Source organism: Micromonospora xinjiangensis (assembly GCF_056150165.1).
This window is the reverse complement of the sequence record NZ_JAXCFO010000004.1, coordinates 603,201-617,039: the sequence shown is the minus strand read 5'-3', so window position 1 is coordinate 617,039 and position 13,839 is coordinate 603,201. Positions and strand designations below refer to the sequence as shown.

Below are 13,839 nucleotides of genomic sequence, written 5' to 3'. Positions count from 1 at the left end.
CCTCCTGGAGCATTCGGCGGGAAGCGGTGCGGGTGCGCGCGGCGATCAGGACGTGGCGAGCGGTACGCCGGCGCGGCGACTCGCGTGCCAGGGAATGAGCAGCGCCTCGGCGACCTCGACCACGGCGAAGAGCACGATGCCGATCAGCGACATGAGGAACAGGTCGGCGAAGAGCAGGGCCGCGTCGAGGTTGCCGTTGGCGAGCAGCAGCACGTAGCCGAGGCCCTCGTCGGCTCCGACGAACTCGCCGACGACGGCGCCGACGACGGCGAGCGTCACCGCGACCTTCAGCCCGGACATCAGGTGCGGGAGCGCGTGCGGAAACCGGATCTTGCGGAAGGTCTTCCACGGCCCGGCGCCCATGGTGGCCGACAGGTCGAGCAGCTCCGGATCGGTCGACCGCAGGCCGGCCACGCCGGAGATGACGACCGGGAAGAACGCGATGAGCACGGCCAGGACGATCTTCGGCGCGAGCCCCACACCGAACCACACGACGAGCAGCGGCGCGATCGCGATCTTGGGAATCACCTGGGCGAAGAGGACGATCGGGTAGACCGCCTTCTCCATGGTGCGGGAGTAGACGATCAGTACGGCGGTGCCGAGGCCCAGCAGGGCGGCCAGCACGAAGCCGATGACGGTCTCGTACAGCGTCACGTAGGTGTTGCGCATGAGGAAGGACCAGTCCTCGGTCGTGGTCTGCCACACCTGCCCTGGGGTGGGCACCAGGTAGTTCGGCATGTACTCGCGCTCGGCGACGAACCACCAGCCGACGAAGACGGCCGCGAGCAGCAGCGCCGGCCGCCAGAGCGCCTCGACGACACGCAGCAGGTACGCGCCGGCCGGACGGGCGGCGAACCGTCGCCGCGCTCGTGCGGGAGCGCCCGTCGGCGGTGCGACGACCGCCGTGGACGCCGTGGCGTGCGCCGCCGCCGGCTGGTCGTCCGCGGTGAGGGCGGCGCTCCGGTCAGCCGCTCGGTGTGACACGGGCACTCCTCCTCGATGTCGGAACGCGGCGTCGGGCGGCTGCGCGGTCGGCCCGTCTGACGTCCCGGAAAGGGCTTTCCCGCAGCGGTTCATCCGACCGTAACGACGACGAGCGATCCCGTCAACGGCCCGAAACGGTCGGGACACCCCGATTCCGCTCGATGGGATTCTCACCAACAACATTGTCGCCGGCGAATGGGTAGTCCCTGGCGCCGCTGCCCGTGGGGCAGGTTCGGCCTGCCGCCTCTCGGGCCGCGCCAGACAACGAACCCGTCGTCGACGGCCTCCGGTTCCGGCCGGGCGACGCGCGAGCGTCTCAGTCGACGGAACACGCTCCCGTCGACATCGCCTCGGACATTGACCTATCAGAATGCGTCTCGTAGGGTGGTACGGCGGCTGGAAAGCGCTTTCCACTCCCGTCCCTCCCAAGGAGCGCGCGCATGAGACGCCAACGCCAGCTACTTCTCGCCCTGCTCGCGACCGTCGCTCTCGTGTTGACCGGCACGACGGCGACCGGCGCGAGCGCCGCCGGCACCGCCCCCAGCCCCCACTTCCGGGTCCTGGTCTTCTCCAAGGTCACGAACTACCACCACGACTCGATCCCGGCCGGCATCGCCGCCATCCGCAGACTCGGCGCGCAACACGGCTTCGCGGTCGAGGCCACCACCGACGCGGGCGCGTTCACCGACGCCAACCTGGCCCGCTTCGACGCCCTCGTGTTCAACAACACCAACTCCACCCCGACCTCTGGCGACCTGCTCGACGCCGACCAGCGGGCCGCGCTGCAGCGGTTCGTCCGGGGCGGCGGGGGGTGGGTCGGCCTGCACGCCGCCTCGGCGAGCGAGCGGGACTGGACCTGGTACGAGGGCCTCGTCGGCGCCATCTTCGACAACCACCCCGACTTCTCCGGCACGGGCGGCACCTTCCCGGGCCGGATCAAGGTCCTCGACCACGCCCACCCCTCCACCAAGGGCCTGCCGGAGCTCTGGGAACGCAGCGAGGAGTGGTACAACTGGCGGGTCAACCCGACGGGCAAGGTGCACACGCTCGCGCAGATCAAGGTGCGCGACGGCATCCCCGGCCTCGACGAGGGCGTGGACCATCCGTACTCCTGGTGCCAGAACTACGACGGCGGCCGTTCCTGGTACACCGCCGGCGGGCACAGCTCCTCGTCGTTCACGGAGCCGACGTTCCTCAAGCACCTGCTCGGCGGGATCCGCTGGGCGGCGGGCGCGGTGGCCGGCGACTGCGGCGCGACGCGCACCGACAACTTCGAGCGGATCCCCCTGGTCACGCAGGACCTCTCCGACCCGTTCGAGCTCGCCGTGGCACCGGACCGCCGGGTCTTCTACATCGAACGCACCGGCGCGCTCAAGGTCGTCGACCAGGACACACTCGCGGTCACCACGCTGATCGACTTCGCCTACACCCCGGAGCAGACGAGCCAGTCCGACGGCCTGCTCGGCCTCACCCTCGACCGGAACTTCGACCGGAACAGCTGGCTCTACCTGCTCTGGTCGGACAAGGTGGAGAAGCAGCTCAACCTCTCCCGGTTCACGGTCGACGGCGACAGCGTCAGGCTCGACTCGGAGAAGCGCCTGCTCACGATCCCGACCTGGCGCGGCGAGGCCCGCGCGAACTCGCACATGGGCGGCTCCCTGACGATGGACCGGCAGGGCAACCTCTACGCGGCCATCGGCGACAACACCGACCCGTTCGAGTCCAGCGGCTTCAGCCCGATCGACGAGCGGAGCGGCCGTCGGGCCTTCGACGCCCAGGCCACCTCGGGCAACACCAACGACCTGCGGGGCAAGATCCTGCGGATCAGGCCCCTGGCGAACGGCACGTACGCCATCCCGCGCGGGAACCTCTTCGCCCCGGGGACGCCCCGCACCCGACCGGAGGTCTACGCGATGGGCATGCGGAACCCGTTCCGCATCACCGTCGACTCGAAGACCGGCGCCGTGCTCGTGGCCGACTACGGCCCCGACGCCCGCTCGGCCAACCCGAACCGCGGGCCGGAGGGGACCGTCGAGTTCAACCGGATCACGAGCGCCGGCAACTACGGCTGGCCGTACTGCGTGGGCGACAACATCCCGTTCAACGACTACGACTTCGCCACCGGCACGTCCGGGCCGACGTTCGACTGCGCGGCGCCGGTCAACGACTCGCCCAACAACACGGGCCTGAGCCGGCTCCCCGCGGCCAAACCGGCCCTGGTCTGGTACGCGTACTCGGCCTCGCCCGAGTTCCCGGAGCTGGGCACGGGCGGCGGTGGTCCCATGGCCGGCCCGGTCTACGACTACGACCCGTCGAACACGCGGGTGACGAAGTTCCCCGCGTACTTCGAGGACAAGTGGTTCGTCTACGAGCTGACCCGCAGGTGGTTCAAAACCCTCTCGGTCCACGAGAGCGCCCAGCGGTTCCGTGATCCGCGCTTCGGGCCCACCCGGCCGGGTGACCTCCAGTCCATCAACTCCGTCCTCGGCGGCATGTCGTGGATCCAGCCCTTCGAGGCCGAGTTCGGGCCGGACGGCTCCCTCTACGTGATCGACTTCGGTGAGGGCAGCGGCAGCGGTCGGGGTGGCAGCAACGAGGGCGCCGGCATCTACCGCATCGACTACGTCGCGCACAGCCGGCCCCCGGTCGCGAAGCTGACCGCCGACAGGGACAGCGGCCCCGCACCGCTGACCGTCGCCTTCTCCAGCGAGGGCTCCCGCGGGCCGGACGGCACCGCCATCTCCTACGCGTGGGACTTCGACGGCGACGGCAGCGTCGACTCCACCGCCCCCGATCCCCGCCACACGTACGGCACGCCGGGGCGGTTCACCGCCCGACTCACCGTGACCGCCGCCAACGGCCAGACGGCGGTGGCCGTGCAGGAAATCACGGTCGGCAACACCCGCCCGACGGTGACCCTCAGCGTCCCCGACGGCGGCTTCTTCGAGTTCGGTGACCGTATCCCGTACACCGTGACGGTCACCGACCCGGAGGACGGCGTCGTCGACTGCTCCCAGGTGGTCGTGCAGACCCAGCTCGGCCACGACTCGCACACCCACCCCATGGACAACTACATCGGGTGCAGCGGGGTGGCCGTCACCGAGACCAACGGCGGCGACGGGCACGGACCGGGGCAGAACCTCTACACGGTGCTCACCGCGCAGTACACCGACGGCGGCGCCGACGGTGCGCCGTCACTGGTGGGCTCGACGAAGGCGGAGTTGCAGACCCGCAGCAAGGAGGCCGAGCACTTCGACGGTCAGAACGGCATCCAGGTGCTCGACCGGCCGACGGCGAGCGCCGGCAAGCGGATCGGTGACATCGACCACGGGGACTGGATCAGCTTCGCTCCCGTCAACCTCCGCGACATCGACTCGGTCACCGTCGGCGTCGCCTCCGGCAGCGGCGGTGGCGACATCGAGTTCCGGGCGGACTCCCCGACCGGTGACCTCCTCGGCCGGGCCACCATCGGCGGCACCGGTGGTTGGGACAACGTGGTCTCACCGACCGTCGACCTGACCGACCCGGGCCGGACGACCAGCCTGCACCTGGTCTTCGTCAACCCGAACCAGTCCGGGGGCACCCCCGACCTGATGGCGGTGGACTGGCTGCGGTTCAACGGCGCCGGCGTACGCGAGCAGACCGGGGCGACCGTCTCCGCCTCGGCGACACCCGCCACCGGGACGGCGCCGCTGCAGGTCACGTTCACCGGTGCCGCGACACCCGCGCCCGGCCGCACCATCACCGACCACGTGTGGGACTTCGGTGACAACACGACCGCCGTGCACGGGGCGTCGGCCGGTCACGCGTACGCCCGTGCCGGCACCTACACGGCGCGCCTGACGGTCACCGACAGCCTCGGCGCGACGATGGCCGCGACCGTCGTCGTCACGGTGAGCTGAGTGCCGGTGGTGGCGGGGCTCGACGCGGCCCCGCCACCACCGGCCGCGCCGCCCCGCACACCGCCCGATCGAGATCTCGTCCACCTGGGAGGAAGCATGGATCGAAGCCACGCCCGTCCGTCCCGCTCGCTGGCGCGGCCCCTGCTGGCCGTGGCCCTCGTCGCGGCGCTGCTGCCGTTCGCGCCCGCGCCGGCGTCCGCCACCGCGGCCGCCTCCGCGCCGGCCACGACCGACGGCTGCCCCTGGGGCTACACCACCTCGGCCACCGTGTTCTTCGGCGACGGCGCCGACTCGGGCGTGCCCAACCGCGATCTCGGCACCGGCTGCACGGTCATGGACGCCGTATGGGCCGAGGCGCCCTTCGCCACCCACGGGCACTTCCTGCACACCGTCACCCGCCTCACCGCCACGCTGCGCGAGGACGGTGTGATCACCTCCTGGGAGGGGCTGCGCATCCTGCTGGCGGCGGCCGTCTCGGACGTCGGCCGGCGCCCACCCGCGCCCGGCACCCGGCCGGTCCCCGACGACCGGATCGGCCTGGTGCTCTACACGGTGCGGGCCACGATGCCGGCCGCGCCCGAGTCCACGCTGGCCGCCCTCGCCGCCTGCGGGTACCGCAACGCGGAGCCCTCCGGCGGGGTGGACAACTTCTACGGCAGGACAGCCGCCCAGCTGGCGCCCGTCGTGGCCGGGGGCGGCCTGTCCGTCCCGTCCATCGGCATCGGCCTCGGCGACCTGGAGAACAACCTCGACGGCGTGATCGCCAACGCCCGAGCCTTCGGCGCGAGGTACGTCCGCATCTCCGGCTCCGGCTCCTGGGGGCTCGACGACTACTCGCGGGTCGCCGCGACCCTCAACACGGTCGGCGCCAGGCTCAGGACGGCGGGCATCACGGTGGCGTACCACAACCACGGGTTCGAGTTCACCCCGCGCGACGGCGTACGCGGCTACGACGTGCTCGTGCGGGAGACCGACCCGAACCTCGTGGCGATGGAGCTCGACCTCTACTGGGCGGCCAGCGTCGGTGTGGACCCGGTCGAGCTGATCCGGCAGTACCCGGGCCGGTTCCCGCTGTTGCACGTGAAGGACCTGGCCGCCGACGGCTCCTTCGCCGACGTGGGTGAGGGCACCATCGACTTCGCGCGCATCTTCGCGTACAGCAGGATGGGCGGCGTCGAGTACTACCTCACCGAGAACGACAGCCCCCGCCCCGACGGCGTCTCGTCCGCCTGCGACAGCTACGCCAACCTGCGCGCCCTGCGCTACTGACGACCGCGCCGGCCCGCGGGGCACCGCGGGCCGGCGCGTCCGTCGTCGCTGCTCCGGGCCCGTCAGGGGCCGGTGACCTCGTTGTTCGGACGCACCCGCCCCGGCTGGCTCGGCAGCTTGGTGATGGGCGGCAGGATCAGGCCGACCAGGGCGATGATCCCGATGATCGTGAAGGGCAGCGTGTAGCTGTTGCCGCTCGCCTCGAACAGCAGCGACGTGATCAGCGGGCCGACGACGCCGCCGATGCTCCAGGCCACGATCATCGCCCCGTACACGGCGCCCGCGTTCGGCGTGCCGAAGTAGTCCGCCGCGGTCGCGGGCATCGTGCCGAAGCCGCCGCCGTAGGCGAGGTAGACCACCGCCGCGAGCGCGGCGAACAGCGCGAACGCCGACGCGTGCGGCAGGATGAAGAAGCAGATCGCCTGCAACAGCAGCATCCCGATGAACGCGGGCATCCGGCCGATACGGTCCGACAGCCAGGCCCAGGCCACCCGTCCGCCGCCGTTGAACAGGCCGAGGATGCCGACCATCGTGGCGGCCGTCGCGGCGCTCACCCCGGCGATCGACTGCGCGGCGTCGGCCGCCTGGGAGATCAGGGCGATGCCGCAGGCCACGTTGAGGGTGAGGATCGCGGTGAGCATGTACCACTGCGGCGTCCGCAGTGCCTCGCCGAGCGTGTAGACCCGGGTCCCGGCGACGGCCCGGCCCTCGGTCTTCGGCGTGAACCCGGGCACCTGGTAGCCAGCGGGTGGGTTGCGGAAGAACGACGCGCCGAGCAGGACCGCGATGAGGTACGCGATGCCCAGCGGCAGGAACACGCTGGTCTTGTCGGTGGTGCCGTTGAGCAGCGACTTGGCAACCGGAGCGACGATCACGGCGCCGAAGCCGAATCCGGCGACGGCGATGCCCGTGATCAGGCCCCGGCGGTCCGGGAACCACTTGGAGAGCATGGCGATCGGGGTGATGTACACGGCGCCGAGGCCGATACCGCCCAGGACGCCGTACGTGAGCACGAGTAGCCAGAGCTGGTCGCCGGACGAGGTGAGCGACGCGAGGATGTTGCCGACGCCGTAGAGGATGCCGCCGCCCAGCGCCACCGGTCGCGGCCCGCGGCGGTCCTGGATGCGACCGCCGACCAGGCTGCCGATGAAGATCGTTCCGATCGCCACCTCGAACGGCAGCACCGCCTGGGCCTTGCTCCAGCCGAACTGCTCCTGCAGGGGCTGGTTGAACACGCTCCACGCGTACACCGCGCCGAGCGCCAGCTGCACGAGCACCGCGGCGACGACGAGCCCCCACCGCCCCCGGGTCGGTGTGGTGGTCTGCGGACGTGAGTGGGCCATGAGCGATGTCCCCCGTGTCTGCTCATGGGCTGGCACCGGTCGGTGGCCCGCGGCGCGGGTCGGGCCCGAAGGCACCCCACGGTTCGATCCGCCGGCGCCCCGCCTTCGGCCTCGTCTCGCACCCGTCGCGCTCGTCGAGCGCGCGGGAACGGCGGGTCGGGGCGGCACGTGCGGGCCGGTGTACCAGCTGCGGCGCGTACGGACCCGGCCGGGACGCCCGACCGAGCGCGCGGGCCGCGTGCGCTGGCGGTTGACCGGCCTGCCCTCGGTCCGGGTGCGCGGACCGCATGCGGTATCTGGTGGAAATGCGAGCAATTCTGACGATAGAGGATTCGCGAGGCCGCCGCAGAGCGATGGGCACTTCCCCACCGACACGACCACCGGTCCGGTCGTGCGGAGCGTGGAGCAGGCGGCGGCCCGCCGGACGGGAGCGCGACCCGAACCCGGCTCCCCGCGACGGGCATGGGCCGGACGCGGGCGCGCAGCCGGGGCCGGGGCCGGGGCCGGGGCCGGGGCCGGGGCCGGGGCCGGGGCCGGGGCCGGAGAAAGCGAAAGCCCCAGCCAGAAGGCTGGGGCCGGGTAATGAGTCAGATCGGACTTCGGCTACGTCAATTCACCGTCGCCATCCACTGCTCCCCTAACGCACAAGGCTAGCATCCATCACCATCGTCGTCAACCGTACGTGCCGGCTTCGTCACGGCCGCCGGCTCAGGCGGGCGCCCGCCTGCCCCCAGGCGGAGTGCTGGACCGTCACCTGGCCCTGCCGCCACAGGATCAACCGGGACTGGCTGAGGATGCGCAGGATGCGGTGACGGTCGCGGTTGTCGAAGCCGAAGACCGGGTCCGCCCGGTCCCGGTCCCGGTCCTCCATGAAGTGGAGCACCTCCAGCTCCGGCACCGGCTCCCCGGCGGGGGCGAACGACCGGTACAGCTCGTGGTAGGCGTGCTCGAACGGCCGGCAGAACGCCGAGACCGGCGCCATCGCGTGCCGCTTGCCGTCGACGGCCACCACGTCGATCGCGCCGGCGGCGCGCGCGTAGGTGATCGCCGCGTGGATGCGGTTGGCGGCCCGCTGGTCCTGGCCCTGACCGATGCCGCCCTTGTTGAGCAGGAACTCGACCTGGTTGTACGGGATGCTGCCCGTGCCCCGCCGGTAGCACTCCGCGGAGACCGCGCTGTACACGCGCCACAACGGTTCCACGTAGCCCGGCGTCAGGTCGGACGGGACGACACTGTACTTGTTGTCGGCGCTCAGCCGGATCGCCTCGACGGTCAGCAGGGCGTCCAGCGCACGGTCGAGCAACGTGCCGTCGTCGGTGCGGAAGGGGCCGGTGCGCAGGCTGGCGATGGGTAGGCCCTGCGGGCGCGCCAGCAGGCTGCGTACGACGTGGTCGATCGCGCGTACGTCGGCCATCCGCGCGGCGTCCACCTTGAGGTACGTCCGCCAGGACCCCTTCGCGACCCAGTCGTTGCCGACCTTGACGGCCGCCTCCTGCCGGAACACCCGCTCCGCCAGCGAGTCGACCAGCGAGCGGTACTGCGCGTCGTCCTCGTTGGGCAGGAGCCCCCAGCGCGCCAGCGTGGCCGTGCGGCCGTCGCGTTCGGGCCCGCCGAGGATCGTGCCGCGACGCTGGAGCTCCAGGAGCCCGAGCAGGGACCGGCTCCCGGTCTCCTGCCGGCGCTCCCTGAGTTCGGTGATGCTGTCGATCTCGATCGACTTCAGGCCGGGCGTCGCGAACGTGTGCCGCAGCTCGACGGCCAACCGGTTGGGGTCACCGTAGATGACCAGCACCTCGCTGTTGTCGTCGCGCAGGCGCTGGATCAACGGGATGAAATCCTGATCCCCCGTGACCAGGATGAACCGGCGACACCCCTGGTGCAGGTAGTCCATCGCGAGCACGGTCAGCTTGATGTCGGCCTGCTCCTTCGTGCTGCGGACCTCGTCGGCGGTGATGAACCGCTCCCGCATGGCCGTCGCGATGGACGGGTCGAACCGGGCCGCGGCCATGTGGGCCTGCATCTGGCCGCCGCACTCCGCGGTCGCGTACCTCCAGAGGTCGTCGACGATCTGGCGGGTGACCGCCTTGCCGCGACCGATGATGGCGCCGGCCAGGTTCTCCCAGTCGACCAGCAGAACACCCGTCTCATTTGCCACCATCGACCGCCTCCTCGACCCGCCGGTGGACCGGTGCGTCCGCGCCCACCGGCTCCCATGTCTCTCGCAAACCGTTGATCGTGCTCTCGATGTCACCGAGCCCGCGGATGAGCTCGTCGACGAGCGGCCGCAGCAGGGTGACCGGAAACTGGTGCCGTTCGGGGTGCGCCTCCCACGTGAAGTACTCGCAGGTCGCCGCGATCGTGGTCAGCACATGTAGGCCGAACTGCAGGGGCGCTCTCCCACCCACCGCGGCGGTGCCGTTGAGCAGCCCGAGCAGACCCTGACGCCAGGGCCGCAGCTGGCCGTCGTCGGTGACGCCGAGCGCCGCCGCGAGTGCGCCGGCGCAGACCTTCAGGTCCTGGGTGCTGACCTTGCGGCTCGCGTCCCACAGCCGGGCGACGACCGACCTGCTGTATCGGACGGTGGGCCGGTAGCCGTCGGCGTTGACGATGGTCCGCCGGTCCGCGTCCGCGTCGGACAGGACGGAGAGCCACGCGGGGTCGCCGCGCCGGCGGATGACGCCGAACAGGTCGTCCTGCGCCTCCGGTGTCGTCTCGTGCACCTCCACCAGGCGGCGGACGAGCGCGCACTCGACGGCGAACATCTGACGATGCAGGTCGGGCAGGCCGAGTTCGGGGGCGTCCACGGGCACGTCGACCCGCCACGACAGGTCGCAGACATGGCAGTGGATGACGTGGCCGCCCAGGCGCGGCACCCAGTCGGGCAGGGTGACCGGGGAGGAGGACTGTGAGACGACCAGCGGTGTGCGCGCCAGCAGGACGAGAGCGAACCGGTCGGAGCCCGGACCGTTGTGGAGGACCTCGAGGCACTGCGGCTTGTTCCGCTCCAGGATCTGCACCAGCTCCGACATGATGGCGTTCGGGTTGTCGAAGCGTTCCGAGCGGATGATCAGAGGAATGATCGGCAGGTTGGCGAACTCGTCGGCGAGCGCCAGTGCGTACTCGTCCCGGCTGCCGTCGACCGCCACCCAGTAGGCGCACACCTGCCCGGTCTCGCGGGCGAACCGGTCCCGGACGGTGCGGGCGACGTGGGCCACGGCGGAGGCGTCGTGCATCTGCGCCCCTCAGACCGGTGTGACCGCGGCGGCGATCCGGGCCAACAGGGGGATGCGCGGCCGCACCATCACGCCGTCGAACGCCAGGAAGTTGGCGGCCTCGGCGGTGGCCAACAGGTCGGTCGGCGACGCGATCCGTTCCCGCGCCGCGAACGCGTGGTAGTCGTCCTCCGTGAACGACAGCGTCGCCGGCGACTCCAGGCACAGGGCGCGCAGGATCGAGTAGACCGAGTGCAGCCACGGGTTGTCGCGCCGGTCCTGAGCGGAGAGATGCGCCCGCGCGACGGCCTTGAAGAAGTCGTAGTGCCGGCTGAAGACGATCCGGTTGCTCGTCAGGTTCTCCTTCGCGAAGGCGGCGAACAGCTCGGCCCGTACCGGGTGCAGGTGGGCCACCGGGTGGTTGTTGTCGATCAGCCACTGCATGAACGCCACGAGGAGCTTGACGGTGAGGAACGGATGACCGCCGGTCTCCCGGTAGACCATCGTCACGAATTCCGGCTCGAGGTCGACGTAGTTACTCATCACCTTGTGGAGCAGTTCGTAGAACTCACCCGACGTCGCCGTCGCCGCGTCGTGCGTGAACAGCGGGAAGGAGTCCTGCTCGACCACCGGACTGAGCTGGTTCTGGTCGAGCAGGATGAAGTGCGCGTTGGGCTGCTGGCCCACGAAGACCAGGAGGTTGTCACGGGTGAACTCGACCAGTTGGTTCAGCAGGGGCTGGATCACCAGGTAACGCAGCTCCGGCCGGCTCACCAGGTAGGAGTTGAGCACGCCGAACAAGGTCTCGTACTCGTCGAGCACCAGCACGAATCGCGCGGCACCGCCGCCGGCCTGCCCGGTCAGGCACTGGGTCACCGCGTCCGTGACGAACCCGGCCGGCAACCTCTGCCCCCTGTCGAGCGCGTCCTTCACCTGGTCGTAGAAGACACCGCCGCTGGGCAGCTGACCCGTGTCGTCGCAGGTCTGGGTGATCACGACGGAGGTCCCCGTGGTCGACCCGAGGTCAGCCGCGCACGCCGTGGTCTTGCCGCTGCGCCGCACGCTGCACCACAGTCGCACCCCGTTGCGACGCTCGAACGAGTTCATCAGCTTCCGGACGCTGTGCCGGTAGACGTGGTTGTAGGTCAGCGCGTAGAAGGGGTTCTCGATCGGGAACGCGAGTGCGAAGTTGTAGTCGATCGGCCGGTCCAGCTTCGTGTCGTCCGCCGACTTCCAGACCGTACGCTCCAGCATGGAGCTCAGTTGGGTGACAGCACTCACGTCACTGGTCAGCCCGCCGGTCGGCACCACGATCTTCGCCAGCCGTTCCACGGCCGCGACCCGGGCGCGCATGTCCGGCCGCAGCGGCGCGATGACCACGCTGACGCCACGGGCCGCGGCCTCCTCGATGTGATGCCGCTCGACGAAGTCGGCGAGCAGGTAGCACTGCACCTCGACCGGCCGGGCGTCGCTCGCGTTGAGCGCCGGCCGCAGTGACACGTCCAGCCGGCGTGACGCGGGGGCGTACTGGGACAGCGCGGGTAGCGGGGCCCTCGTCGGATCCTCGCGGAGGAACCTGTCCACCACCTCGACGAGCGGCAGCATCGACTCCTGGATGCCTTCCAGGAACTGGCCGGGCTCGATCTGCGTGAAGAGCTCGCTGAGGTCCTCCGCGGTGAGGAACGGCAGCACGTAGGCCCAGGAGCGGGGAAAGCGCGGCAGGATCTGTCTGCCGGTCAGCTCGAAACGCACCTCGGAGTAGCCGTGCAGGATGCCGAAGACCATTGCCGAACAGAGCCGGCGCAGCGACCAGGCGGTGCCGTTGCGGTGCGCGTCGGCGAGGCGGGACGAGTACAGCTCCAGCGGCAGGTCGAGGAACCGCTGCAACCCGCTCAGGGACTTGGTGACCGCGTTGTGCTCAGAGGAGCCCTGGGTCGTGGTCAGGTGGGTGTAACCCTTGGTGAAGATCTCCCGTGCGTGGTGCACCAGGGCGCTCTTCGCGATGTCGAGCACCGGGGTGCGCTCGTCCTCGATGAGCTCGACCAGGAACGCCTCGAAGTACTCGGACAGCTCGTCGCGGTAGAAGGTTGCCCACTGGAAGATGTGGAACCTGCTGAGGCTGTCGAGCGCGTCGGTGAAGCGGTAGCGGATGTACGCCGGGTCGGGGCGCAGGCTCGTGCCGCTCGGACGGAAGGCCGTGCTGCGCCGCGGGGGCACCCGGGGCGGCTCCGGTGTGGGCATCGGCTCGCCCGGCGCGGGCTTCTCCCGCTCGGCGGCGTCGGGCACGCTCGGGGCGTGCGGCAGGGCCGGCGCGAGCATCTCCTCGAGCAGGTCGGTCAGCTCGCGCCGGCGCTTCGGGAGGAACTGGTCGAGAGCCCCCCGCAGCCGGGTCGCGTGACGGCGGAGCGCGTCGTCGTCCAGCTCCTCGACGAGTGCCCGGAAGGCATCGGCCGCCTGGAGCGGCTTCACCTGGTGGAGCAGGTCGGAGACCTCGGCCAGGCGCGCCACGACGGCGGAGTCGGTGAGCCCGTCCCCCGCGGTGGGTGGTGCCGGCGCGGTCCTGGGCGCCGGCACGGCCGGAGCCGGTGCGAACCGGGGCAGCGTGACCGGGTGCGGCGGGTGGCCCGGGCGGACGCGAGCGAGGTCGGTGGGCGTGGGCGTCCCGGCCCGGCCCGAGGGCGCGGGGTGCGGAACGGGAGTCGGGCGGGGCGGGATCGACGGCGCCGGAGCGGGGTTGCCCGCGACCGCCGGGGCGGGGCCCGGCGACTCAGCCGGCGGCACGGAAGGGGCTCCCACCGGACGCGCCGGCCCGGGGCCCGGTGCGGGCGGAGTGGCCGTCGCCGGGCCGGGCGCCGCCGGGGCGGGTGAGGTCGACCCCGAGGCGCCCGAATCGGTCGTGCGGCGGTCGGCGAGCGCGGCCAGGAGCGCCTTCCTGCGCTTGGGCAGGAAGGTCTCGAGAGCCGCCTGGATCTCCGCGTCCCGGACTCGCAACTCCGCCTCGGGCCACCGCTCGACGAGCCGCCGGAACCGCTCCTCCGCCTCGGCGGGCCGAACCGCGTGGTTCAGGTTGATGATCTCTTCGAGATCCGGATGCCGCGCGCCCACGGCGCCATGTTACGTAAGGCATGC

7 protein-coding genes are annotated in these 13,839 nt (G+C 71.2%); 2 read left to right on the top strand and 5 right to left on the bottom strand.

The genetic code is table 11. The annotated features are described in order from the left end of the window. Nucleotides 1-45: 45 nt before the first annotated feature. Nucleotides 46-984 (bottom strand): ABC transporter permease, encoded by a 939-nt coding sequence (locus SM573_RS18155; protein WP_474616653.1) that lies wholly within the window; start codon nucleotides 982-984, stop codon nucleotides 46-48. A gap of 440 nt (nucleotides 985-1,424) precedes the next feature. Between SM573_RS18155 and SM573_RS18150 the strand changes: the two genes are divergently transcribed. After that, the gene (locus tag SM573_RS18150; RefSeq protein ID WP_474616652.1) at nucleotides 1,425-4,886 is read left to right on the top strand and encodes a ThuA domain-containing protein; all 3,462 of its coding nucleotides are present in this window, start codon (nucleotides 1,425-1,427) and stop codon (nucleotides 4,884-4,886) included. A gap of 96 nt (nucleotides 4,887-4,982) precedes the next feature. After that, nucleotides 4,983-6,155 (top strand): sugar phosphate isomerase/epimerase family protein, encoded by a 1,173-nt coding sequence (locus SM573_RS18145; protein ID WP_474616651.1) that lies wholly within the window; start codon nucleotides 4,983-4,985, stop codon nucleotides 6,153-6,155. Between the two features lie 62 nt (nucleotides 6,156-6,217). Here the strand turns inward: SM573_RS18145 and SM573_RS18140 are convergent, their stop codons facing one another. The 4 genes from SM573_RS18140 to SM573_RS18125 all read right to left on the bottom strand — a co-directional run bounded on the left by SM573_RS18140 (nucleotide 6,218) and on the right by SM573_RS18125 (nucleotide 13,815). Then, nucleotides 6,218-7,498 carry an L-lactate MFS transporter gene (locus SM573_RS18140; RefSeq protein WP_474616650.1) on the bottom strand — a complete coding sequence of 427 codons (1,281 nt, stop codon included), beginning with the start codon at nucleotides 7,496-7,498 and terminating at the stop codon, nucleotides 6,218-6,220. Between the two features lie 694 nt (nucleotides 7,499-8,192). Further along, nucleotides 8,193-9,656, bottom strand: coding sequence for an NYN domain-containing protein (locus tag SM573_RS18135; RefSeq protein WP_474616649.1), 1,464 nt, complete (start codon nucleotides 9,654-9,656; stop codon nucleotides 8,193-8,195). After that, nucleotides 9,643-10,731: a hypothetical protein gene (locus tag SM573_RS18130; protein WP_474609792.1), complete on the bottom strand. Its 1,089-nt coding sequence runs from the start codon at nucleotides 10,729-10,731 to the stop codon at nucleotides 9,643-9,645. The genes SM573_RS18135 and SM573_RS18130 overlap by 14 nt, the downstream gene beginning before the upstream one ends. Before the next feature lie 9 nt (nucleotides 10,732-10,740). Further along, a complete protein-coding gene (locus SM573_RS18125; protein ID WP_474616648.1) occupies nucleotides 10,741-13,815 on the bottom strand; it encodes a hypothetical protein in 3,075 nt (1,024 codons plus the stop codon). Nucleotides 13,816-13,839: the final 24 nt, after the last annotated feature.

Bases quoted from the DNA above. Each gene is read 5' to 3' on its own strand.
- SM573_RS18150 (WP_474616652.1), top strand. From the start codon at position 1,425: ATGAGACGCCAACGCCAGCTACTTCTCGCCCTGCTCGCGACCGTCGCT.
- SM573_RS18145 (WP_474616651.1), top strand. From the start codon at position 4,983: ATGGATCGAAGCCACGCCCGTCCGTCCCGCTCGCTGGCGCGGCCCCTG.
- SM573_RS18140 (WP_474616650.1), bottom strand. From the start codon at position 7,498: ATGGCCCACTCACGTCCGCAGACCACCACACCGACCCGGGGGCGGTGG.
- SM573_RS18135 (WP_474616649.1), bottom strand. From the start codon at position 9,656: ATGGTGGCAAATGAGACGGGTGTTCTGCTGGTCGACTGGGAGAACCTG.
- SM573_RS18130 (WP_474609792.1), bottom strand. From the start codon at position 10,731: ATGCACGACGCCTCCGCCGTGGCCCACGTCGCCCGCACCGTCCGGGAC.